We start from the raw sequence: 21,077 nt of genomic DNA, 5'->3' as shown, positions 1-21,077 counted from the left end.
GGCCCATGACTCAGACACCGACAGACCAGACCCCTGCGCCGGGCCAGGCGCGAGCCCACTTCACCGTCCCGGCCAAGCACCCGATGGTGACGGTTCTCGGTTCGGGTGATGCACTGCTGCGCGTGATCGAGAAGGCCTTCCCGGCGGCCGACATCCATGTCCGGGGCAACGAGATCAGCGCGGTCGGTGACGCCACGGAAGTCGCTCTCATCCAGCGCCTGTTCGACGAGATGATGCTGGTGCTCCGCACCGGGCAGCCGATGACGGAGGACGCAGTGGAACGCTCCATCGCCATGCTCAGGGAGGAGACGGGGGGCAAGGCCGTCGAGACCCCGTCGGAAGTGCTCACCCAGAACATCCTCTCGAGCCGCGGCCGCACCATCCGCCCCAAGACGCTCAACCAGAAGCGGTACGTCGACGCGATCGACAAGCACACGGTCGTCTTCGGCATCGGCCCGGCGGGCACCGGCAAGACGTACCTCGCCATGGCCAAGGCCGTGCAGGCGCTGCAGTCGAAGCAGGTCAACCGCATCATCCTGACCCGGCCGGCCGTCGAGGCGGGCGAGCGCCTCGGCTTCCTGCCCGGCACGCTGTACGAGAAGATCGACCCGTATCTGCGCCCGCTCTACGACGCGCTGCACGACATGCTCGACCCCGACTCGATCCCGCGCCTGATGGCCGCGGGCACGATCGAGGTCGCGCCCCTCGCGTACATGCGCGGCCGCACGCTCAACGACGCGTTCATCATCCTCGACGAGGCCCAGAACACGAACCCCGAGCAGATGAAGATGTTCCTCACGCGGCTCGGATTCGATTCCAAGATCGTGATCACCGGTGACGTGACGCAGGTCGACCTGCCGGGGGGCACCAAGAGCGGTCTGCGTCAGGTCCGGGACATCCTGGACGGGGTCGACGACGTGCACTTCTCGCTGCTCACCTCGCAGGACGTCGTACGGCACAAGCTCGTCGGCCGTATCGTCGACGCGTACGAGCAGTACGACAGCCGCAACGGGAAGTAGAACAGCCGCACCATGTCGATCGACGTCAACAACGAGTCCGGAACCGAGGTCGACGAGCAGGCGATCCTCGACATCGCCCGCTACGCCCTCGCACGGATGCGTATCCACCCGCTCTCCGAGCTCTCGGTGATCGTCGTGGACGCCGAGGCCATGGAGCAGTTGCACATCCAGTGGATGGACCTGCCGGGGCCGACCGACGTCATGTCCTTCCCGATGGACGAACTCCGTCCGCCGGTCAAGGACGACGAGGAGCCTCCGCAGGGGCTCCTCGGTGACATCGTGCTCTGCCCCGAGGTCGCCAAGAAGCAGGGCGAGGACGCCCCCACGCAGCACTCCATGGACGAGGAGCTCCAGCTCCTGACCGTCCACGGCGTGCTGCACCTGCTCGGTTACGACCACGAAGAGCCGGACGAGAAGGCCGAGATGTTCGGTCTGCAGGCCGCGATCGTCGACGGCTGGCGGGCGGAGAAGGGCCACACCGGCCCCTCCCCGGCGCCGACCGTCTCATGACCGGCCAACTGCTCGCGGGCGCCGTCGCGCTGGTCGTCGTCGCCTGGCTGGCCGCCTGCGCGGAGGCCGGCCTCGCCCGGGTGTCCAGCTTCCGCGCCGCCGAGGCCGTACGGTCCGGGCGGCGCGGCGCCGAGAAGCTGGAGCAGGTCGCCGCGGACCCGACGCGTTATCTCAACGTCGCCCTGCTGGTGCGGGTGGCCTGTGAGATGGCGGCCGGAGTGCTCGTCACCTACGGCTGCCTGGAGGAGTTCGAGGAGACCTGGTCGGCGCTGCTCGTCGCCATCGCCGTGATGGTGCTGGTCAGTTACGTCGCCGTCGGCGTCTCCCCGCGCACCATCGGCCGCCAGCACCCGCTCAACACCGCCACCGCCTCCGCGTACGTGCTGCTCCCGCTGGCCCGGGTCATGGGGCCGATCCCGCAGTTGCTGATCCTCATCGGCAACGCCCTGACCCCCGGAAAGGGCTTCCGCAAGGGGCCGTTCGCCTCCGAGGCCGAGCTGCGGGCGATGGTCGACCTGGCGGAGCAGGAGTCGCTGATCGAGGACGACGAACGCCGCATGGTGCACTCCGTCTTCGAGCTCGGCGACACCCTGGTGCGCGAGGTGATGGTGCCGCGCACCGACCTCGTCTCCATCGAGCGCTACAAGACCGTCCGCCAGGCGCTGACGCTGGCCCTGCGCTCCGGATTCTCCCGTATCCCGGTCACCGGGGAGAACGAGGACGACATCGTCGGAGTCGTCTACCTCAAGGACCTGGTGCGCAAGACGCACATCAACCGCGACGCGGAGGCGGACCTGGTCTCCACCGCGATGCGGCCGGCCGTCTTCGTCCCGGACACGAAGAACGCGGGGGATCTGCTGCGTGAGATGCAGCAGAAGCGCAACCACGTCGCCGTCGTCATCGACGAGTACGGCGGCACGGCGGGCATCGTCACCATCGAGGACATCCTCGAGGAGATCGTCGGTGAGATCACCGACGAGTACGACCGCGAGCTGCCGCCCGTCGAGGAACTGGGCGACGGCCGCTTCCGCGTCACCGCCCGTCTCGACATCGGCGACCTCGGCGAGCTGTACGGCCTGGCGGCCGACGAACTCGACGACGAGGACGTGGAGACCGTCGGCGGCCTGCTGGCCAAGGCGCTCGGCCGGGTCCCGATCGCCGGTGCCAGGGCCGTCGTGGACCTGCCGGACGGCCGCGCCCTGCGGCTGACCGCGGAGTCCCCCGCGGGGCGGCGCAACAAGATCGTCACGGTGCTCTCCGAGCCGGTGGAGAAGATGGCGCAGGAAGGGGCCGCGGGATGACCCCCGAGCGACTGCGGGCTTTCTGCCTGGACTTCAACGCCGCGGTCGAGGAGTTCCCCTTCGGCCCGGAGACCTCGGTCTTCAAGGTCCTGGGCAAGATGTTCGCCCTCAGCACGCTGGACGCCACCCCGCTGACGGTCAACCTCAAGTGCGAGCCGGACCTCGCGACGCAGCTCCGCCTGGACCACCCGGGCGTGATCGTCCCCGGCTGGCACATGAACAAGCGCCACTGGAACACGGTGACGGTGTGCGGCCTTCCGGACCGGATGGTCAGGGAGCTGGTGGAGGACTCGTACGACCTTGTGGTGGCGGGCCTGCCCCGGGCGGAGCGGCTCAGGCTGGACCGGGGCTGAGGCCACCGGGCCCGGTGGACGGCGGCTCCGACCGGACCTGGCCGAGGTCCCGGGCCCGGTGGACGGCGTCAGTCCTGCCCGCGGCGCAGGCCCACTGCCAGCACCGCCGCCGCCGCGAGCACGATCACCGCGTCGAGGGCGAGCACCAGCCGTACCCCGTCGAAGAGGGACGACTGCGTCGTCGCCAGCACCCCCAGCACCGGGATGCCCACGGTGATGCCCACCTGCTGAGTCGTCGTGACCAGACCCGTCGCCAGGCCCTGTTCCTCGTCCGGGACCCCGGACGTCACGGTCAGGCCGTACGAGATGATCGCCCCGAGGTGGCACACGCTTGCCAGCGAAACGCCCACCGTCGCGAGCAGCGCGCCGGACTCGGCGCCGAGGCCCAGCAGCGCGCCGACGAACAGGCCCTGCCCGGCCAGGGCGACCGTCAGGACGCGGCGCGCGCCGAAACGGCCGATGACCCTCGCGGTGAGGGTGCCGGCGATCGCGGACAGGACGCCCTGCACGCCGAAGACCAGGCCGGTGCGGAAGGCCGAGAGCCTCAGCGTCTCCTGCAGGTACAGGGTGAGGACGAAGATGACGGTGCTCATCATCGAGAAGGTGACGAGTCCGCCCAGGTTCCCGAAGGCCACCGTCCGCCGCCGCAGCATCGGCAGCGAGACCAGCGGTGCGGGGCTGCGCGTCTCGACGACGGCGAACGCGGTCAGCAGAGCCACGCCCACGACGAGCATGACGATCACATCGGTACCACCGAAGCCGCGTTCGGCCGCCGTCGACAGGGCGTAGATCACGGCGAGCAGACCGCCGGTGACGGTGACCGCGCCGGGCACATCGAGCCGTGGCCGCCGCGGTGTACGGGACTCGGGCAGCAGCCCGGGCGCCAGCGGCAGGAGGATCAGCGTGAAGACGGCCAGCAGGCCCATCGTCGAGCGCCAGCCCAGAGTGTCCGTCATGACCCCGCCCAGCACCATGCCGACGGTGAAGCCCAGCGACAGCAGCGTGCCGCTGATGCCCAGCGCCCGGTCGCGCTGCGGCCCTTCCGGGAAGGTGGTGGTGAGCAGGGACATGCCGGTGGGCACGATGACGGCCGCGCCGAGGCCCTGGAGCGCCCGGCCGGCGAGGAACGACGCGGGGTCCCAGGCGAACGTCGCGAGCAGTGAGGCCGCGCCGAAGACGGCCAGTCCGGTGAGGAACAGCCTGCGCCGCCCGTAGAGGTCGGCGACCCGGCCGAACAGCAGCAGGAAACCCCCGGACGGCAGGGCGAAGGCGGTGACCGCCCACTGCAGGGACGACGGGCTCATCCCGAGGTCCCGGCCGAGGTCGGGCAGAGCCACGTTCAGCACGGAGAAGTCGAGCGCGACCATGAACTGCGCCGCGCACAGCACGAAGAGAACCAGCCGGGAGCGTCCGCCGAGCCGGGGCGGTGAGCTCGCCCCGGTGGTGGGGAGGGAGGTGTCGGTAGCCATGCCAGCACCCTCCGGCGGGCGGAGCGGCCGTGGGGAGCGGGAACTTATCCTGTTGGCCGGACCACCATGCAGAGCAACGGGCGTACGGACAGGGGGAGTACGTGGCCACGTCGACCGAGCGGCACACGATGGACGCCATGAAGGCGCACCGCCTGGGCGAGTTGCGCGAGTTCCTGATGAGCAGGCGTGCCCGGATCAGCCCGGCGGAGGCGGGCCTCCCGGACGGCGGCGCCCGGCGCCGTACTCCGGGGCTGCGCAGGGAGGAGGTCGCGGTCCTCGCGGGCGTCGGCGTCTCCTGGTACCAGTGGCTGGAGCAGGGCCGTGACATCACCGTCTCGCCGCAGGTGCTGGACTCGGTCGGCCGGGTGCTGAGGCTCAGCAGCGCGGAACGCCGCCATCTGTATGTCCTCGCGGGACTCAACCCGCCCGCGCCGGAGGTGGATCCGGACGACCGGAACATGTGCGCCGGACTGCGGCGGCTGATCGACGCCTGGATGCCGTACCCCGCCCACATCATGGACGGGTACTGGAACGTCGTCATGTACAACGACGCGGCGGCGGCGGTCCTCGGGATGCGGCCCGACATCGTGCAGAACTGCCTGATCGCGTACTTCACGGACCCGATCTACCGAGCCCGGAGCTCCGGCTGGGAGGAGATCGCGCCGCAGGTCGTCGCGCAGTTCCGTGCGGCCTGCTCGGAGTGCCCGGACGACGAGGGCTTCCAGGCGGTGGTCGCGGCGGCCAAGGAGGCAAGCGCCGAGTTCACCGACCTGTGGGAGCGGCGTGACATCGCGCCCGGCGGGCAGATCCGCAAGGAGATGGAGCATCCGCTGGTGGGCCGACTGGTCGTGGAGTCGACGCAGCTCCGGGTCCCGGCCCGTCCCGACCTGGTCATCGTGATGCACACCCCGGTACCGGACGCCGCGACGGACACGGCGGCGAAGCTGGCGTGGCTGGCGAGCTCCGAGGGCCGGCGCGGCTCGATGTATCCCGTGGCGGGCTGATCGGCGCCTCGATCTATGCTCGGGGCATGACGCAGAGTTCCGACCTCGGCCCCGAGGACCGCAAGATCATCACGCTGGCGCGCAGCGCCCGGGCGCGCAACGGTGTGCCGGAGGGGGCGGCCGTCCGCGACGAGACCGGCCGTACCTACGTCGCCGGGACCGTGGCCCTGGACTCGCTGAAGCTGAGCGCGCTGCAGACCGCCGTCGCCATGGCGGTCGCCAGCGGTGCGCAGTCGCTGGAGGCGGCGGCCGTGGTCTCCGAGGCCGACGCAGCCTCCGACGAGGACCGCGCGGCGGTAAGGGACCTCGGCGGCGCCGGGACGCCGGTGCTGCTCGCGGGCCCCGACGGGGAGCTGAAGGTCTCGGTCACGGCCGGCTGAGGCCGCGGTACCAGGACCTTGCCCCGCGTGCGTGACGGCGCCCGCCCACGGTGACGGAGGTCCTCCGTCCGGCGCCCGCCGCTCTCTCGCGAAGCATCTCGGAAGCCCCTGCCCAAGACGGTGCTCCGGCAGGGGTACGGGCGCGCGTGACGGAGGGCCCGTGGCATCAGGGACAATGGGCGCCATGAGCGCTCGTACCCAGTCCTCCGAAGCCCCCCATCGGGCCGGCTTCGCCTGTTTCGTCGGCCGCCCCAACGCGGGCAAGTCCACTCTCACGAACGCTCTGGTCGGCCAGAAGGTGGCGATCACCTCCAACCGGCCCCAGACCACCCGGCACACCGTGCGCGGCATCGTGCACCGCCCGGAGGCGCAGCTCATCCTGGTCGACACCCCGGGGCTGCACAAGCCTCGCACCCTGCTCGGTGAGCGGCTCAACGACATCGTGCGCACCACCTGGGCCGAGGTCGACGTGATCGGCTTCTGCCTGCCCGCCGACCAGAAGCTCGGCCCCGGCGACCGGTTCATCGCCAAGGAGCTCGCCGGCATCAAGAAGACCCCGAAGGTCGCGGTCGTCACCAAGACCGACCTCGTCGACTCCAAGACGCTCGCCGAGCAGTTGCTGGCGATCGACAGGCTCGGCAAGGAGCTCGGCATCGAGTGGGCCGAGATCGTGCCGGTCTCCGCCGTGGGCGACAAGCAGGTCCAGCTGGTGGCCGATCTGCTGATCCCGCTGCTGCCGGAGAGCCCCGCGCTCTACCCGGAGGGCGACCTCACCGACGAGCCCGAGCAGGTGATGGTCGCGGAGCTCATCCGCGAGGCCGCGCTGGAGGGCGTACGGGACGAGCTGCCGCACTCGATCGCGGTGGTCGTCGAGGAGATGCTGCCGCGCGAGGACCGCCCTGCGGACCGCCCGCTGCTGGACATCCACGCCAACGTCTACATCGAGCGCCCCAGCCAGAAGGGCATCATCATCGGCCCGAAGGGCAAGCGCCTGAAGGAGGTCGGCATCAAGTCCCGCAAGCACATCGAGGCGCTGCTGGGCACGCCGGTCTTCCTGGACCTCCATGTGAAGGTCGCCAAGGACTGGCAGCGCGATCCGAAGCAGCTGCGGAAGCTTGGCTTCTGAGCCGTCGCCGGAGCCGCGTCCGTCAGAGACCTTCCTTGAGCACCAGCGAGATCAGCTGACTCTGTGCCTCGGTCAGCCGGGGGTCGGAGCAGTAGACCGTGCGCCCGTCGACCGTGAGCTGGTAGCTGAACCCGTCGGGGACGCCGATGGGCGGGGTGTCCCGGCCCTCCGCCACGGCCCGTTCCGCCAGGGCGTGCACCTCGCTCGCGTCGGCCCGCGCCGAGGTGTCGACCTCGGCGTGGCGCTCGATGCCGGCGAAGCCGCCCGTACGCCTTACCTGGATACGCATGGTTTCCGTTCTAGTACGGAACGGGGCCGGGCGACAGCCGGGCCACCCGGCCCCGGGGCTCACTCGGACGTCTTCACGCCGACCTGAGACCAGGCCTTGAGCACGGCCTCCTGCTCCTCGCCCTCGCCGTAGCGCGCCTTCGCGGCGGCCACCGTGAGCCGGGCGAAGCTGCCGAAGTCGGCGTCCACCGGCAGCGCGCCGCCGGTCAGCACGTCGAACCAGATCTGTCCGGCCCGTTCCCAGGCGCGTCCCCCGAGCCGCGTGGCGAGCAGGTAGAAGGCGTGGTTGGGGATGCCGGAGTTGATGTGGACACCACCGTTGTCGCGGCCCGTGCTGACGTACTCCTCCATCGTGGCGGGCTGCGGGTCCTTGCCGAGCACGTCGTCGTCGTACGCCGTACCCGGTGCCTTCATCGAGCGCAGTGCGACCCCCTCGACCCGCGGCGTGAGCAGGCCCGCACCGATGAGCCAGTCGGCCTCGTCGGCGCTCTGGCCCAGCGTCCGCTGCTTGACCAGCGAGCCCAGCACATCGGACATGGACTCGTTGAGGGCGCCGGGCTGGCCGAAGTAGCTCAGATTGGCCGTGTACTGGGTCAGCCCGTGCGCCAGCTCGTGGGCGATCACGTCGACCGCGACGGTGAAGTCCAGGAAGATCTCGCCGTCACCGTCGCCGAACACCATCTGTTCGCCGTTCCAGAAGGCGTTCCCGTACTTCTCGTCGTAGTGGACGGACGCGTCCAGCGGCAGCCCGGCGCCGTCGATGGAGCTGCGTCCGTACGCGGTCAGCAGCTCGAAGGTCGCCCCGAGGCCCGCGTACGCGCGGTTGACGGTGGCGTCCCTGGCGGCCTCCTCGCCCTCGCCGCGCACCCGGGTGCCGGGCAGGACCGTGCCGTTCTGCGCGTCGTAGACGGTGCGGCGCGGGCCGTCGGCCGGTGCGGCGACGGCGCGTGCGGCGGCTCCGAGAACGGTGGTCAGCCGGCGGCCGGTGCGGTGAGCGGCGTCGGCCTGGAGGGTGCGCCGGGCGGGCCCGGAGACCGCCGGGTCGTCGGCGCGGGTGAGCCTGTCGAGGATGTGCGGCGGCACGATGCCGCAGAAGACCGGGGTGCGAATGTCCATGTGCGGCAATGTGGCAGCGGGTGACGGTCCTGTCACGTAAAGCGAGAGGGGTTAATGAAATGGAGTGATAGGCCACATATGACCGTTACTGATCGGTCGTCCCGCATACTGAAACGGGACCAATGCTCACGTCGAGGCTCGGTTAGTCTTCTACGCATCATGCGTTTCGGGCTGCTTCTCCTTAGCTGCCGCGGCGAGGGCCTGTAGTCGTAGGCCGACCCCCTCCCCGCGGAGTCTGGTGCTGCTTCGACTCAGTCGGCCCCCCTTCCTGCAGGAACAGAGGAGCCCTACGTCATGTCCCAGTCGCAGTGGATCGGCCGTCCCACCCCGATCACCAACACGACGCACATGCAGAAGCCGTCCGGAATGCCGATTCACAAGTACGGCCGGTACGAGGCCGTCGAGATCCCGGACCGCACCTGGCCCGAGCGGCGGATCACCAAGGCCCCGCGCTGGCTGTCCACCGACCTGCGGGACGGCAACCAGGCGCTGATCGACCCCATGAGCCCGGCGCGCAAGCGCGAGATGTTCGACCTGCTGGTACGCATGGGCTACAAGGAGATCGAGGTCGGCTTCCCGTCCTCCGGCGAGACCGACTTCGCCTTCGTGCGCTCCATCATCGAAGAGGGCGCCATCCCCGACGACGTCACCATCTCGGTGCTGACCCAGGCCCGGGAGGACCTGATCGAGCGGACCGTCGAGTCCCTGGTCGGCGCCAAGCGCGCCACGGTCCACCTGTACAACGCCACCGCTCCCACCTTCCGCCGCGTCGTCTTCCGTGGCTCGAAGGACGACATCAAGCAGATCGCGGTCGACGGAACCCGGCTGGTGATGGAGTACGCGGAGAAGCTGCTGGGCGACGAGACCGCCTTCGGCTACCAGTACAGCCCCGAGATCTTCACCGACACCGAGCTGGACTTCGCCCTGGAGGTCTGCGAGGCGGTCTGCGACGTGTGGCAGCCCGGCCCCGGCCGCGAGATCATCCTCAACCTGCCCGCCACTGTGGAGCGTTCGACGCCCTCGACGCACGCCGACCGCTTCGAGTGGATGTCGCGGAACCTGACCCGCCGCGAGCACGTCTGCCTGTCCGTCCACCCGCACAACGACCGCGGTACCGCCGTCGCCGCCGCCGAGCTGGCGATCATGGCGGGCGCCGACCGCATCGAGGGCTGCCTGTTCGGGCAGGGCGAGCGCACCGGCAACGTCGACCTGGTCACCCTGGGCATGAACCTGTTCTCCCAGGGCGTCGACCCGCAGATCGACTTCTCGCAGATCGACGAGATCCGCCGCACCAGTGAGTACTGCAACCAGATGGAGGTCCACCCCCGCCACCCCTACGCGGGAGACCTGGTCTACACCGCCTTCTCCGGCTCCCACCAGGACGCCATCAAGAAGGGCTTCGACGCGATGGAGGCCGACGCGGCCGCCGCCGGGAAGACCGTGGACGAGATCGAGTGGGCCGTGCCGTACCTGCCCATCGACCCCAAGGACGTCGGCCGCTCCTACGAGGCGGTCATCCGGGTCAACTCGCAGTCCGGCAAGGGCGGTGTGGCCTACGTCCTGAAGAACGACCACAAGCTGGACCTGCCGCGCCGGATGCAGATCGAGTTCTCGAGGATCATCCAGGCCAAGACTGACACCGAGGGCGGCGAGGTCACGCCGGCCGCGATCTGGTCCGCCTTCCAGGACGAGTACCTGCCGAACCCCGAGAACCCGTGGGGCCGCATCCAGATCCGTTCCGGCCAGACCACGACCGACACCGACGGCGTCGACACGCTGACCGTCGAGGCGGTCGTCGACGGCACGGAGACCGTGCTGACCGGCTCGGGCAACGGTCCGATCTCCGCGTTCTTCGAGGCGCTGAACGGCGTGGGCGTCGACGTACGCCTGCTGGACTACCAGGAGCACACGATGAGCGAGGGCGCGTCCGCGCAGGCCGCCTCGTACATCGAGTGCGCCATCGACGGCAAGGTGCTGTGGGGCATCGGCATCGACGCCAACACCACGCGCGCCTCCCTGAAGGCGGTCGTCTCTGCCGTCAACCGCGCGGCGCGCTGATACGCCCGCATCTTCGTCCCCGTCGCCGGGCCTGCTCGATCGGGAGCAGGCCCGGCGTTTTGCGGTGCTGTGCACGCAGTTGTGCCGGGGAGCGGAATCGGCCATGTCGATTCGCACTCGTTCCGGGGTGCTGACGCGGCATCATCCGTGTGGCTAACATCACGTCAACGCGGCAGCGCTGCCGCAGCTTGATGGAGGTGCGACGTGCTGCCAGCCCGGGGAATGTCCGTCCGAAAAATGCGGGTGTGCGGCATTCACACGTCCTGGAGCACCATCGGCGACGGCGAGTTCTTCTGCCCCGCCTGCGGAGGGGACCGCAACTACCGCCGCCGCACCGGCCGCCGCCGCCTCGCGGTCCTCGGCGTGCCCCTGCTGCCGCGAGGCCTCGCCGGGCCCGTCGTCGAATGCGCCGCCTGCCACAGCCACTTCGGGACCGACGCCCTCGACCACCCCACCACCGGCCGCTTCTCCGCGATGCTCAGGGACGCCGTGCACACCGTCGCCCTCGCCGTCCTCGCCTCCGGCGGCACCTCCTCCCGCAGCGTCCGGGAGATCGCGGTCCACACGGTACGCGCCGCCGGGCTCGACGACTGCACCGAGGACCAGCTCACCTCCCTGATCGAGGCCCTCGCCGCCGACACCGGCCGCTACGTCACGGACGCCGCGCCCTACGGCGCGGCGCTCGCCATCGAGCTCCATGAGGCGCTGGAGCCGCTCGCCCCGCACCTGGCTCCCGCCGGACGCGAGTCGATCCTCCTCCAGGGCGCACGGATCGCCCTCGCCGACGGCCCGTACACCCAGGCGGAGCGCGAGGTCCTCACCACCGTGGGCGCGGCGCTGCAACTGGGTGAGGACGACACGATCCGGCTGATGGAGACCGCCCGAACCCCCTTCTGACCCCTCGGGCCGGACCGCACTACTCCCTGGGGAGTACGGACGCGGCCGTGCCACCCCGCGGAGTACGGGGCATCTCGCCCTCCCGCGCGACGAAAGCGCCTCCCCGCGACGGGACGCTGGTGACGCATCCCGCCACCGGACGCCCGCACGAAGGGGAGACGCCCATGGGGCCCGTACTGACCGCAAGCGAAACGACGCCGGCGAAGCCACCCGCCCGCCCCACGGCACGGCGCGCCGTGCCGTGGGCCGTCGTGGCACTGTGGGTCGCCGTCATCGCCCTCGCCCTGCCCTTCGCCGGCAAACTCGCCGACGCCCAGCGGGACAACATAATCGACTACCTGCCCGCGAGCGCCGACTCCACCCAGGTCGCCAAGATCGAACAGGCCCTCCCGGGTGGCGAGTCCACCGAACTGGTCGTCGTCTACCACCGGGACGGCGGGCTCACCGCCGCCGACCGTACTCAGGCGCAACAGCGGATCGACGAGATCACCGGCGCGCACGAGTTCGACGGCGGCCCGCCCCGGGGTATCGCGTCCGACGACGGCACGACCCTGATGTACCCGATGTCGACCACCGAACCCGGCACCGACAACGACGCACGGATCGCCCTCGTCGACGACGTGCGGGAGCGGCTCGCCGCCATCCCGGTCGAAGGGCTCGACGCCGACCTCGGCGGCCCCGGCGCGCTGATGACCGACATGGAGAAGGTCTTCGAGACCATCGACGGCACGCTCATGATCGCGACCGTGCTCGTCGTCGCCGTGCTGCTGATCCTCACCTACCGCAGCCCGTTCCTCTGGCTCGTGCCGCTCACCGTCGTCGGCATCGCCGCCGTCGCCTCGCAGGCCCTCGTCTACGGGCTCATCCAGGGCTTCGACCTGACCGTCACCAGTCAGAGCGCCGCCATCATGACCGTGCTCGTCTTCGGCGCGGGCACCGACTACGCGCTGCTGCTCGTCGCCCGCTACCGGGAGGAACTGCGGCGCATCGAGCGGCCGTACGACGCGATGCTCGCCGCCCTGCGCGGCTGCGGCCCCGCCGTCCTCGCCTCCTCCGGCACCGTCGCCGCGGGCCTGCTGTGCCTGCTCGCCGCCGACCTCAACAGCGCGAGCGGACTCGGACCGGTCGGCGCCGTCGGCGTCGTGTGCGCCCTGGCCGCCATGCTGACCCTGCTGCCCGCCGTTCTCGTCCTGCTGGGGCGCCGGGTGTTCTGGCCGCTGGTGCCGGCGTACGGCTCCGAGCCCAAGCAGCGCCGCTCGCTGTTCGCCGCGATGGGCAGCTCCGCGGGCCGGCGGCCCGCCGCCGTCCTCGTCTCCGGCCTGCTGCTGCTCGGCGCGCTGGCACTCGGCGTGTTCAACCTGCCGGGGGACCTGGCGCAGGAGGACAGCTTCACGCAGCAGCCCGAGTCCGTGACCGCGATGAAGACCCTCGCCGAGGTCTACCCGGGACGGGGCAGCCAGCCGATCACCGTCGTCGCACCCACCGCCACCGCTGAGGCCGCGCTCGCCGAGGCCCGCCGCACCGAAGGCGTCGCCGCCGCCGAAGCGGGCCGCTCCGGCGGCGGCTGGACCGAGATCACCGTCCTCGCGAAGGACGCACCGGAGACACCGGGCGAGACCGCGACCATCGAGGCACTGCGCGCCGGCCTGGACGGCAGCCACGTCGGCGGACCGAGCGCACAGCAGCTGGACCTCGCCGACACCAGCGCGAGCGACCAGAAGATCGTGATTCCGCTGGTGCTCGGCGCGGTGCTGCTGATCCTCGTCGTGCTGCTGCGCAGTCTGGTGGCGCCGTTGATGCTCACCGTGGCCGTCGTCGCGGTGTGGGGAGCCGTCATGGGCCTCGGCGGGCTTCTCTTCGAGCCGGTCTTCGGCTTCGAGGGGCTCGATCCCGGGATGCCGCTGCTCTCCTTCGTCTTCCTCGTGGCGCTCGGCGTGGACTACGGCATCTTCCTGATGCACAGGTTGCGTGAGGAGTCCCTGGCCGGCGCCGACCCGCGCACGGCGGCGCTCACCGCGCTGCGCACCACGGGCGGCGTGATCGCCTCGGCGGGCATCGTGCTCGCCGCGACATTCACCGTCCTGATGAACCTGCCGCTGGTGCCGCTCTTCGAGATGGGCTTCCTGGTGGCGGTGGGCGTGCTGCTGGACACGTTCCTGGTGCGGACGTATCTGGTGACGTCGGCGAGTCTGCTGCTGGGGCGGAGGGTGTGGTGGCCGGGCCCGCTGAGCCGGCGGGGGCCGGTGACGCCGAAGCCGTAGCCCTGCGGGGCCTGTTCCCCTACCCGCGCCTTCCCGAACCGGGCAAGCCCGGACCCCGTACCGCGCTTCGGGCGGACTTCGGGGCTCCGCCCCGGTCCCGGGCCCGGGACCGCCTGCGCTTCGGGCGGACCGGTGGGGCTACCGCGCGGGTCCTCGTGCCGGGTTCCCCCTGTCCCGGTGCCGCGCTTCGTGGGGACCAGAGGGCTCCGCCCCGGTCCCCGTGCCGGGCTCCGCGCTTCGGGCGGACCACCGGGATCCGCCCGGTCCAGGCGATGCCGTCCCGGACCCGTATGCGTCGCGTGGACCATGGCGCCCCGCCCCGGACCCGTACACGTCGCGTGGACCATGGCGCCCCGCCCCGGTCCTGGCGCCGGGATCCGGGGGCTTTCGGGCCCTCTACGGGGCCCCGCACCGGGACCCGTGCGGGGCTTCGCGCGGTCCGCGCGGTGCCCGTCCCGCGCGACCGGTACCCGCTTGGCGCGGTGTCCCCGATCGCCGGACTGGCGGGATATGCAGCCTCGCCGGCGAATTGAGGCGCAGGCGCTCGGTTGGGGGCCCCAGGCTGAGGGGGAGGAGCCCTCGCACAGCGGGACCGGACGGAGCCCGGTTTCGGGGAGGACGGGGGTGGGGAAAACGCAACAGCCAGCCCAGGATGGAGCCGTGCCGCCCACACCCGACCCCCCCCGCCTCGGCGAACGCGTCCTGAACGCGGTCAGCCGCGACCCCCTCACCGTCCCCCACCGCATCCGCAACGACGCGCTCCTCGCCGCAGCCATCGGCGTGCTCTCCGTCGTGCTGGCGCTCCTCGTCGACCACGGCCGCAGGCCCGACGCCCTCGGGTGGGCGCTCCTCGCCGGCAGCGTCGTGCCCCTGGTGTGGCGCCGGGCGCACCCCGGGCCGGTCCTGGTGCTCGTGCTGGCCTGTGTCGGCCCGTACCACGCGCTCGACAACACGCATGCCGCGCCCGTACCGGCGTCCCTCGTCGCCCTGTACACCGTTGCCGTCACGGCGCGGCCCCTGTACACCTTCTTCGTCGGCTGCCTCGTCATCGGCGTCAGCCTCGCGATCATGTTCAATGTCGGCACCCACGAGGGCCTGGAGTCGCTGCGTACCTCCGGATGGATCCTCGCCGTGCTCGTCTGCGGCGTCGACGTCCGCATCTACCGCCGCTACATCGCCTCCGTCGTGGGCCGCGCCGAACGTGCCGAGCGCACCCGAGAGGAGGAGGCCGCCCGCCGTGTCGCCGAGGAACGGCTGCGCATCGCCCGCGACCTGCACGACCTGCTCGCCCACTCCATCACCCTCATCGGCGTCCAGACCTCCGTCGCCGCCCACGTCCTGGCCGTCGACCCCGACCGCCTCGACCGGGCGGCGATCGCCAAGGCGCTCGACGACATCGCGGAAACCTGCCGCACTGCCCGCGGCGAACTGCGCACCACGCTGGAGGTGCTGCGCGCCGACGGCCCGGACTGCTACGGCCCGTTGCCGGATCTGGCGGCGCTTGCGGATCTCGTACGCACGGCCGGGGCGGAGCTGACGCTGCGCACCGGGGACGCGCAGATGCCGCCGGCGGTGGAGGCCGCCGCGTACCGGATCGTGCAGGAGTCGCTGACGAACGCCGTGCGGCACGGTGGCGCGGGGGTACGTATCACGGTGACGGTGGTCCGGGACGAGGCCGCCCTCCGTGTCGAGGTGGCCGACGACGGGAACGCGCAGGCCCCCGTCCCCGGTTCGGGCTTCGGCATCATCGGGATGCGGGAGCGGGCGCGCAGCGTCGGCGGCACGCTGTCGGCGGGTCCGCGCGGGGACGGCCCGGGTTTCGAAGTCGCCGCGACCTTGCCCCTGCAGCCTTCGGAGGCCGCCGTATGAATCCCGTGAACCCGATCCGCGTGCTGCTCGCCGACGACCAGACGCTGGTGCGGGCGGCATTCGCGATGCTGGTGGAGTCGGCACGCGACATGGAGGTCGTGGGTCAGGCCGGCACGGGCGCGGAGGCGGTCGAACTGGCCCGCAGCGAACGGGCGGACCTGGTGGTCATGGACATCCGTATGCCCGAGCTCGACGGCATCGAGGCCACCCGCCTGATCGCCGCCGACGACGATCTGGCAGGCGTCAAGGTCCTGGTCCTGACCACGTACGACACCGACGAGCACATCCTCGAGGCGCTGCGCGCGGGCGCGTCGGGCTTCCTGGTGAAGGACACCAGGCCGGCCGACCTGCTGGCGGCGATCCGCACGGTCGCGGCCGGTGATTCGCTGCTGTCACCGGGGCCGACGTCGCGCCTGATCGCCCGTGTGCTGTCCGCTCCGGTGCTTCCGCGGGCCTCGGGGGCCGGCCCGGACGGTCTCACGGACCGTGAACGCCAGGTCCTGACCCTGGTGGCCCGCGGTCTGAACAACACGGAGATCGCCGAGTCGTTGGGTCTGAGCCCACTGACGGCCAAGACCCATGTCAGCCGCATCATGAGCAAACTGGGCGCCCGGGACCGGGCCCAACTGGTCATCATCGCCTATGAGTCGGGCCTGGTGACGCCCGGCGAGGGGTAGGGCAGCGCCCGCCGTGACCTGCGACCACCGGGCCGGTGCCGTGCGGACGCGGTCCGTCCGATCTGCGGCGGCCGTCCCCGGTGCCGAGACCGGTTCACCCGCCGGGCGTGCCGCCGCCGATCGCGTCATCGCCCGGAGAACGGGACAGGGCCCGGTGGCGGTCGCCACCGGGCCCTGATCCACGCCGACTACGCGCCGCTCGCCTTGAGCATGTCCTCACGCTCGACGATCTTCACGCGCTCACGGCCCTGCGGCTCGCCCAGCGCCTTCTCCGCGGCGTCGAGCCTGTACCAGCCGTCCCAGGTCGTCCAGCGGATGTTCCGCTCCGCCAGGAAGGACTCCACCGCCTCCGGCTCGGGCGCGGCCGGTGTCCGGAGGCGGCCGTTCGCGTGGTCGTCCAGCAGGTTGGCGACCGTCTCGTTCGCGTCGCCCTTGGTGTGGCCGATCAGACCGACCGGGCCGCGCCGGATCCAGCCCGTGACGTACGTCGAGTCCAGGTGCTCGCCGGACTCCTCGATCACGCGGCCGCCCTCGTCCGGGACCGTGCCGGTCTCGACGTCCCAGGGGAGCTTCGGCAGCTCGTCGGAGAGGTACCCCACGGCCCGGTAGACGGACTGGACGTCCCAGTCCTTGAACTCACCCGTGCCCTTCACGTTGCCCGTGCCGTCGAGCGTGGTGCGCTCGGTGCGCAGGCCCACGACCCTGCCGTCCTCGCCGAGGATCTCGGTGGGCGACTCGAAGAAGTGCAGGAACAGCTTGTGGGGACGCTCGCCGACGTCCCGGATCGCCCAGTTCTCCAGGGTCTTCGCGACCATGTCCGCCTGCTTGTTGCCCCGGCGGGTCTCGATGGAGCCCTCGTCGTAGTCGATGTCCTCGGGGTCGACGATGACCTCGATGTTGGGGGAGTGGTCCAGCTCGCGCAGTTCCATCGGGCTGAACTTCGCCTGCGCCGGGCCGCGACGCCCGAAGACGTGGATCTCCACGGCCTTGTTGGCCTTGAGGCCGTCGTAGACGTTCGGCGGGATCTCGGTCGGCAGCAGCTCGTCCGCCGTCTTCGCCAGGATGCGTGCCACGTCGAGCGCGACGTTGCCGACACCGAGCACGGCCACCTTCTCGGCCTCCAGCGACCAGGTGCGCGGCCAGTCCGGGTGCCCGTCGTACCAGGACACGAAGTCCGCCGCGCCGTACGAGCCGTCGAGCTCGATCCCCGGTATGTCGAGTGCGCGGTCGGCGGTGGCGCCGGTGGAGAAGATCACCGCGTCGTAGAAGGTGCGGAGGTCGTCGAGACTGAGGTCGTTGCCGTAGTCGACGTTGCCGAAGAGGCGGATCTGCGGCTTGTCGAGCACCTGGTGCAGGGCGGTGATGATGCCCTTGATCCGCGGGTGGTCGGGGGCGACGCCGTAACGGATCAGGCCGAAGGGCGCGGGCATACGCTCGAAGAGGTCGATGGACACGCCGGGGTCGGCGGCAGCCACCTCGGACTTCAGCAGCGCATCGGCGGCGTAGATTCCGGCGGGGCCGGCTCCGACGATGGCTACCCGCAGGGGGCGGGGCATGACAGGTTCCCTTCGAGCGGCGACAACTGGCTCGTCGGTAACCCTAAACAAAGGCAAGCCTAAGTCAGTACCCGGCCCGATCCTATGACCTCATAAGGCCGGCTTATGCCCTCTGAAAGGTCTGCTTGATGAAGGTTCGCATACGGCGGAGTGCGGTCCCGGCGGGATCCCTGCTGTCAGGTGACGCCATGGCGGTCCGGATCCGCTGAGGCCCCGATCCCGGCATGGGCGCGCCGCGCGACGTCGGTTCACCGTCGCCCAGTTCGACCGATGAGTCCCGACCCTGCCGGCGGTCCACACCCCATGGACAAGCAATTCAGCGCCACGCTGCAGAAGAGCCCCGCCCGGGGCGGCTGGACCTATCTGGTCTGGCCCGAGTCCGTCGAGTTCTTCGGGACCCGTGGGCTGGTCAAGGTGCGGGGGACCGTGGACGGCCATCCCTTCCGGAGCTCGTTCATGGCTCTCGGTGACGGTACGCACAAGCTGCCCGTCAAGGCCGACGTCCGAAAGGCGATCCACAAGGAGGCGGGGGACACCGTCACCGTCCGGCTCGAAGAGCGCATGTGGGAATGAGGAACCCGTGGCCGGCGGGCTTCCCCGGTGCGGGAGAATGGGGCCATGAGCCTGTTCCGTGATGACGGCGTCGTCCTGCGCACCCAGAAGCTGGGCGAGGCCGACCGCATCATCACGCTGCTCACGCGCGGTCACGGCCGCGTACGCGCCGTGGCGCGCGGGGTGCGGCGGACCAAGTCGAAGTTCGGGGCCAGGCTCGAGCCGTTCTCCCACGTCGACGTGCAGTTCTTCGCGCGCGGCAGCGAACTCGTGGGGCGCGGGCTGCCGCTGTGCACCCAGTCCGAGACCATCGCGCCGTACGGCGGTGGCATCGTCACCGACTACGCCCGCTACACGGCCGGCACAGCCATGCTGGAGACGGCCGAGCGGTTCACCGACCACGAGGGCGAACCGGCCGTGCAGCAGTATCTGCTGCTCGTCGGGGGTCTGCGCACCCTCTCACGGGGCGAGCACGCACCGAACCTGGTGCTCGACGCGTTCCTGCTGCGTTCCCTCGCCGTCAACGGCTACGCCCCCAGCTTCGACGGCTGCGCCCGCTGCGGGCTGCCCGGGCCCAATCGGTTCTTCTCCGTCGCCGCGGGCGGCGTCATATGCGGCGACTGCCGGGTGCCCGGCAGCGTCGTACCCTCTGCGGAGGCCATCGGGCTGCTCAGCGCGCTGCTGACCGGCGACTGGCCGACCGCGGACGCGTGCGAGGCGCGCCACGTCAGGGAGGGGAGCGGGCTGGTGTCCGCCTATCTGCACTGGCACCTGGAGCGCGGCCTGCGCTCCCTGAGGTACGTAGAGAAGTAGCGAAATAGGAGATGTGAGCCGCATGGCACGACGCGGATTCCTGGGCCGGTCCCGCCGCGAGTACAAGGTCCCCGAGCCGCACCCCTCCGGCGCCCGACCGCCCAGGATCCCGGCCGAGCTGGTGCCGAACCACGTGGCCTGCGTCATGGACGGCAACGGCCGCTGGGCCAAGGAGCGGGGACTGCCCCGCACCGAGGGCCACAAGGTCGGCGAGGGCGTCGTGCTGGACGTGCTCAAGGGCTGCCTCGAGATGGGCGTGAAGAACCTCTCCCTGTACGCCTTCTCCACCGAGAACTGGAAGCGCTCGCCCGAGGAGGTGCGCTTCCTGATGAACTTCAACCGGGACGTCATCCGCCGCCGCCGCGACGAGATGGACGAGCTGGGCATCCGTATCCGCTGGGTCGGCCGGATGCCGAAGATGTGGAAGTCCGTCGTCCAGGAGCTTCAGGTCGCGCAGGAGCAGACCGTCGGCAACGACGCGATGACCCTCTACTTCTGCGTCAACTACGGCGGCCGGGCCGAGGTCGCGGATGCGGCGCAGGCGATCGCACGCGATGTGGCGGCGGGCAAGCTCGACCCGTCGAAGGTCAACGAGAAGACGTTCCAGAAGTACCTCTACTACCCGGACATGCCGGACGTGGACCTGTTCCTGCGCCCCAGCGGAGAGCAGCGCACCTCGAACTATCTGATCTGGCAGTCCAGTTACGCCGAGATGGTGTTCCAGGACGTGCTGTGGCCGGATTTCGACCGGCGAGACCTGTGGCGCGCCTGCCTCGAGTACGCGCAGCGTGACCGCCGCTTCGGCGGCGCGATCCCGAACGAGGAGCTCGAGGCGATGCGGGGCCGGCCCGACGACCCGGCGGTCTGACCCGGCCGTCACAGGTGGTCGCTACGATCACGGTTCATCACCGCCATCGGGAGGGGCCATGACACAAGAGCGGCAGCACCAAGAGGACCGCCAGGCGGTGGCGCTCGCCTACGAGCCCACCGCCCGTGACATGGCGTCCGCCCTGCGGGCCCGGATGCGCGCCACCCCCTCCGGACGCCGCACCCGACGTCTGCTGCTTTTCGCGGGAGTGCTGGGAACGGGCTGCTTCTCGCTGCTCATACTGCTGGACGCCATGACCTGGCGGCTGTGGCTCATGCTGGGCATCGGCGCTCTCGCCTTCGGCTGCCTGTATCTGCTGCCGCAGCTGCAGGCACGCCAGCTCCACCAGATGGCAGCTCTCCAGGGCGAGTTCCGTGCCGTCGTCGACGACAGCGGCATCCGGCTGACCACCCGCGACTCCGACGCCACCACCAACTGGTCGGTGTACTCGCGGTACGTGGAGGCCGACGACGTGTTCGTCCTCCTCACCGGCGACAAGCACGGCGTGGGAATCATGGTCCTGCCCAAGCGCGGGGCGGCGGAGCCGGCCGTCGTCGAGCGCCTGCGGGGCATGCTCGACCGGCACATCAAGAAGGCGTGACCGGCCGCGGCTGCGGCAGCGCCGCACTCTTCGCGGTCGCCGCGTTCCTCGCCTGGTACAGCTTCGGCATCACGGTCGAGATGGAGACGTTCCCCGGGTTCCGCCCCAATCGCACCGGCTTCGCGATCTTCTTCGTCCTTGCCGCGGCCGGAGCCGCGTCGGCGGCCCTCACGCTGGGGGGCCGTCGCTCCCGCCTCGCCCTGACCGCCACCGCGTGCGTGGCCGCGGCACTCGTCTGGCGTGTGCACACGATCGCCCCGGCCCTGCACTGCTGGGACCACAACACCGTCGGCCGCAACGACGACGGGTCCTTCAACTGCTACGACCTCTGACGCGCACACAGCCGTGGCCCACATCCC

At 70.8% G+C, this 21,077-nt stretch carries 21 protein-coding genes; 17 read left to right on the top strand and 4 right to left on the bottom strand.

The genetic code is table 11. The annotated features are described in order from the left end of the window. The first annotated feature begins 5 nt into the window (after positions 1-5). The 4 genes from IE198_RS05060 to IE198_RS05045 are packed head-to-tail and all read left to right on the top strand — an operon-like array spanning position 6 to position 3,183. Positions 6-1,019, top strand: a complete 1,014-nt coding sequence (locus IE198_RS05060) for a PhoH family protein (RefSeq protein ID WP_189883086.1) — start codon at positions 6-8, stop codon at positions 1,017-1,019. A gap of 12 nt (positions 1,020-1,031) precedes the next feature. Then, a complete protein-coding gene (gene ybeY, locus IE198_RS05055; RefSeq protein ID WP_189883084.1) occupies positions 1,032-1,529 on the top strand; it encodes an rRNA maturation RNase YbeY in 498 nt (165 codons plus the stop codon). Continuing rightward, positions 1,526-2,830 carry a hemolysin family protein gene (locus IE198_RS05050; protein WP_189883083.1) on the top strand — a complete coding sequence of 435 codons (1,305 nt, stop codon included), beginning with the start codon at positions 1,526-1,528 and terminating at the stop codon, positions 2,828-2,830. The genes ybeY and IE198_RS05050 overlap by 4 nt, the downstream gene beginning before the upstream one ends. Further along, positions 2,827-3,183 carry an MmcQ/YjbR family DNA-binding protein gene (locus IE198_RS05045; protein WP_189883081.1) on the top strand — a complete coding sequence of 119 codons (357 nt, stop codon included), beginning with the start codon at positions 2,827-2,829 and terminating at the stop codon, positions 3,181-3,183. The genes IE198_RS05050 and IE198_RS05045 overlap by 4 nt, the downstream gene beginning before the upstream one ends. Before the next feature lie 68 nt (positions 3,184-3,251). Here IE198_RS05045 and IE198_RS05040 read toward each other — a convergent pair whose 3' ends face one another. Beyond that, complete coding sequence (locus IE198_RS05040) at positions 3,252-4,652, bottom strand: MFS transporter (RefSeq protein ID WP_189883079.1); 1,401 nt, start codon at positions 4,650-4,652, stop codon at positions 3,252-3,254. Positions 4,653-4,780: 128 nt separating this feature from the next. Here IE198_RS05040 and IE198_RS05035 point away from each other — a divergent pair, with 128 nt between their 5' ends. The 3 genes from IE198_RS05035 (at position 4,781) to era (ending at position 7,162) form a co-directional block, all read left to right on the top strand. Beyond that, entirely contained in the window at positions 4,781-5,656 is an 876-nt protein-coding gene (locus tag IE198_RS05035; RefSeq protein WP_189883663.1) for a helix-turn-helix transcriptional regulator, read from the top strand. Positions 5,657-5,682: 26 nt separating this feature from the next. After that, positions 5,683-6,036: a cytidine deaminase-like protein gene (locus IE198_RS05030; protein WP_100107094.1), complete on the top strand. Its 354-nt coding sequence runs from the start codon at positions 5,683-5,685 to the stop codon at positions 6,034-6,036. Between the two features lie 184 nt (positions 6,037-6,220). Continuing rightward, positions 6,221-7,162, top strand: coding sequence for a GTPase Era (gene era / locus IE198_RS05025; protein ID WP_189883077.1), 942 nt, complete (start codon positions 6,221-6,223; stop codon positions 7,160-7,162). A 22-nt stretch (positions 7,163-7,184) separates the two neighbouring features. On the opposite strand, the gene IE198_RS05020 is transcribed toward era, so the two are convergent. Together IE198_RS05020 and IE198_RS05015 are read right to left on the bottom strand one after the other, a co-directional pair. Further along, positions 7,185-7,451 (bottom strand): protealysin inhibitor emfourin, encoded by a 267-nt coding sequence (locus tag IE198_RS05020; protein WP_189883075.1) that lies wholly within the window; start codon positions 7,449-7,451, stop codon positions 7,185-7,187. Between the two features lie 59 nt (positions 7,452-7,510). Next, positions 7,511-8,566 (bottom strand): M4 family metallopeptidase, encoded by a 1,056-nt coding sequence (locus IE198_RS05015; RefSeq protein ID WP_189883073.1) that lies wholly within the window; start codon positions 8,564-8,566, stop codon positions 7,511-7,513. Positions 8,567-8,860: 294 nt separating this feature from the next. Between IE198_RS05015 and leuA the strand changes: the two genes are divergently transcribed. The 5 genes from leuA to IE198_RS04990 all read left to right on the top strand — a co-directional run bounded on the left by leuA (position 8,861) and on the right by IE198_RS04990 (position 16,328). Next, complete coding sequence (gene leuA / locus IE198_RS05010) at positions 8,861-10,624, top strand: 2-isopropylmalate synthase (RefSeq protein WP_189883070.1); 1,764 nt, start codon at positions 8,861-8,863, stop codon at positions 10,622-10,624. Between the two features lie 222 nt (positions 10,625-10,846). After that, the gene (locus IE198_RS05005) at positions 10,847-11,521 is read left to right on the top strand and encodes a TerB family tellurite resistance protein (protein ID WP_189883661.1); all 675 of its coding nucleotides are present in this window, start codon (positions 10,847-10,849) and stop codon (positions 11,519-11,521) included. Positions 11,522-11,685: 164 nt separating this feature from the next. Beyond that, the gene (locus IE198_RS05000; RefSeq protein WP_189883068.1) at positions 11,686-13,782 is read left to right on the top strand and encodes an MMPL family transporter; all 2,097 of its coding nucleotides are present in this window, start codon (positions 11,686-11,688) and stop codon (positions 13,780-13,782) included. A 510-nt stretch (positions 13,783-14,292) separates the two neighbouring features. Then, entirely contained in the window at positions 14,293-15,651 is a 1,359-nt protein-coding gene (locus tag IE198_RS04995; RefSeq protein ID WP_189883066.1) for a sensor histidine kinase, read from the top strand. Further along, positions 15,648-16,328: a response regulator transcription factor gene (locus IE198_RS04990; RefSeq protein WP_189883064.1), complete on the top strand. Its 681-nt coding sequence runs from the start codon at positions 15,648-15,650 to the stop codon at positions 16,326-16,328. The genes IE198_RS04995 and IE198_RS04990 overlap by 4 nt, the downstream gene beginning before the upstream one ends. 188 nt (positions 16,329-16,516) lie before the next feature. On the opposite strand, the gene IE198_RS04985 is transcribed toward IE198_RS04990, so the two are convergent. Next, a complete protein-coding gene (locus IE198_RS04985; protein ID WP_189883062.1) occupies positions 16,517-17,884 on the bottom strand; it encodes an FAD-dependent oxidoreductase in 1,368 nt (455 codons plus the stop codon). A gap of 303 nt (positions 17,885-18,187) precedes the next feature. Between IE198_RS04985 and IE198_RS04980 the strand changes: the two genes are divergently transcribed. The 5 genes from IE198_RS04980 to IE198_RS04960 are packed head-to-tail and all read left to right on the top strand — an operon-like array spanning position 18,188 to position 21,050. Continuing rightward, a complete protein-coding gene (locus IE198_RS04980) occupies positions 18,188-18,457 on the top strand; it encodes a DUF1905 domain-containing protein (RefSeq protein WP_189883060.1) in 270 nt (89 codons plus the stop codon). A gap of 45 nt (positions 18,458-18,502) precedes the next feature. After that, positions 18,503-19,249 carry a DNA repair protein RecO gene (recO, locus tag IE198_RS04975; RefSeq protein ID WP_189883058.1) on the top strand — a complete coding sequence of 249 codons (747 nt, stop codon included), beginning with the start codon at positions 18,503-18,505 and terminating at the stop codon, positions 19,247-19,249. Positions 19,250-19,271: 22 nt separating this feature from the next. Then, on the top strand, positions 19,272-20,117 hold the full coding sequence (locus IE198_RS04970) for an isoprenyl transferase (protein WP_189883056.1): 846 nt from the start codon (positions 19,272-19,274) through the stop codon (positions 20,115-20,117). A gap of 58 nt (positions 20,118-20,175) precedes the next feature. Beyond that, positions 20,176-20,718, top strand: a complete 543-nt coding sequence (locus tag IE198_RS04965; protein WP_189883054.1) for a YcxB family protein — start codon at positions 20,176-20,178, stop codon at positions 20,716-20,718. Continuing rightward, entirely contained in the window at positions 20,715-21,050 is a 336-nt protein-coding gene (locus tag IE198_RS04960) for a hypothetical protein (RefSeq protein ID WP_189883053.1), read from the top strand. The genes IE198_RS04965 and IE198_RS04960 overlap by 4 nt, the downstream gene beginning before the upstream one ends. Positions 21,051-21,077: the final 27 nt, after the last annotated feature.

The organism is Streptomyces xantholiticus (genome assembly GCF_014651015.1).
GTDB lineage: Bacteria > Actinomycetota > Actinomycetes > Streptomycetales > Streptomycetaceae > Streptomyces > Streptomyces xantholiticus.
Note: the sequence above shows the minus strand (reverse complement) of the source record. Positions and strands in the feature narration are given on the sequence as shown.

What these genes read in the sequence shown, in the direction of transcription:
- IE198_RS05060 (WP_189883086.1), top strand. Translation starts at nt 6, where the DNA reads ATGACTCAGACACCGACAGACCAGACCCCTGCGCCGGGCCAGGCGCGA.
- ybeY (WP_189883084.1), top strand. Translation starts at nt 1,032, where the DNA reads ATGTCGATCGACGTCAACAACGAGTCCGGAACCGAGGTCGACGAGCAG.
- IE198_RS05050 (WP_189883083.1), top strand. Translation starts at nt 1,526, where the DNA reads ATGACCGGCCAACTGCTCGCGGGCGCCGTCGCGCTGGTCGTCGTCGCC.
- IE198_RS05045 (WP_189883081.1), top strand. Translation starts at nt 2,827, where the DNA reads ATGACCCCCGAGCGACTGCGGGCTTTCTGCCTGGACTTCAACGCCGCG.
- IE198_RS05040 (WP_189883079.1), bottom strand. Translation starts at nt 4,652, where the DNA reads ATGGCTACCGACACCTCCCTCCCCACCACCGGGGCGAGCTCACCGCCC.
- IE198_RS05035 (WP_189883663.1), top strand. Translation starts at nt 4,781, where the DNA reads ATGGACGCCATGAAGGCGCACCGCCTGGGCGAGTTGCGCGAGTTCCTG.
- IE198_RS05030 (WP_100107094.1), top strand. Translation starts at nt 5,683, where the DNA reads ATGACGCAGAGTTCCGACCTCGGCCCCGAGGACCGCAAGATCATCACG.
- era (WP_189883077.1), top strand. Translation starts at nt 6,221, where the DNA reads ATGAGCGCTCGTACCCAGTCCTCCGAAGCCCCCCATCGGGCCGGCTTC.
- IE198_RS05020 (WP_189883075.1), bottom strand. Translation starts at nt 7,451, where the DNA reads ATGCGTATCCAGGTAAGGCGTACGGGCGGCTTCGCCGGCATCGAGCGC.
- IE198_RS05015 (WP_189883073.1), bottom strand. Translation starts at nt 8,566, where the DNA reads ATGGACATTCGCACCCCGGTCTTCTGCGGCATCGTGCCGCCGCACATC.
- leuA (WP_189883070.1), top strand. Translation starts at nt 8,861, where the DNA reads ATGTCCCAGTCGCAGTGGATCGGCCGTCCCACCCCGATCACCAACACG.
- IE198_RS05005 (WP_189883661.1), top strand. Translation starts at nt 10,847, where the DNA reads ATGTCCGTCCGAAAAATGCGGGTGTGCGGCATTCACACGTCCTGGAGC.
- IE198_RS05000 (WP_189883068.1), top strand. Translation starts at nt 11,686, where the DNA reads ATGGGGCCCGTACTGACCGCAAGCGAAACGACGCCGGCGAAGCCACCC.
- IE198_RS04995 (WP_189883066.1), top strand. Translation starts at nt 14,293, where the DNA reads ATGCAGCCTCGCCGGCGAATTGAGGCGCAGGCGCTCGGTTGGGGGCCC.
- IE198_RS04990 (WP_189883064.1), top strand. Translation starts at nt 15,648, where the DNA reads ATGAATCCCGTGAACCCGATCCGCGTGCTGCTCGCCGACGACCAGACG.
- IE198_RS04985 (WP_189883062.1), bottom strand. Translation starts at nt 17,884, where the DNA reads ATGCCCCGCCCCCTGCGGGTAGCCATCGTCGGAGCCGGCCCCGCCGGA.
- IE198_RS04980 (WP_189883060.1), top strand. Translation starts at nt 18,188, where the DNA reads ATGGACAAGCAATTCAGCGCCACGCTGCAGAAGAGCCCCGCCCGGGGC.
- recO (WP_189883058.1), top strand. Translation starts at nt 18,503, where the DNA reads ATGAGCCTGTTCCGTGATGACGGCGTCGTCCTGCGCACCCAGAAGCTG.
- IE198_RS04970 (WP_189883056.1), top strand. Translation starts at nt 19,272, where the DNA reads ATGGCACGACGCGGATTCCTGGGCCGGTCCCGCCGCGAGTACAAGGTC.
- IE198_RS04965 (WP_189883054.1), top strand. Translation starts at nt 20,176, where the DNA reads ATGACACAAGAGCGGCAGCACCAAGAGGACCGCCAGGCGGTGGCGCTC.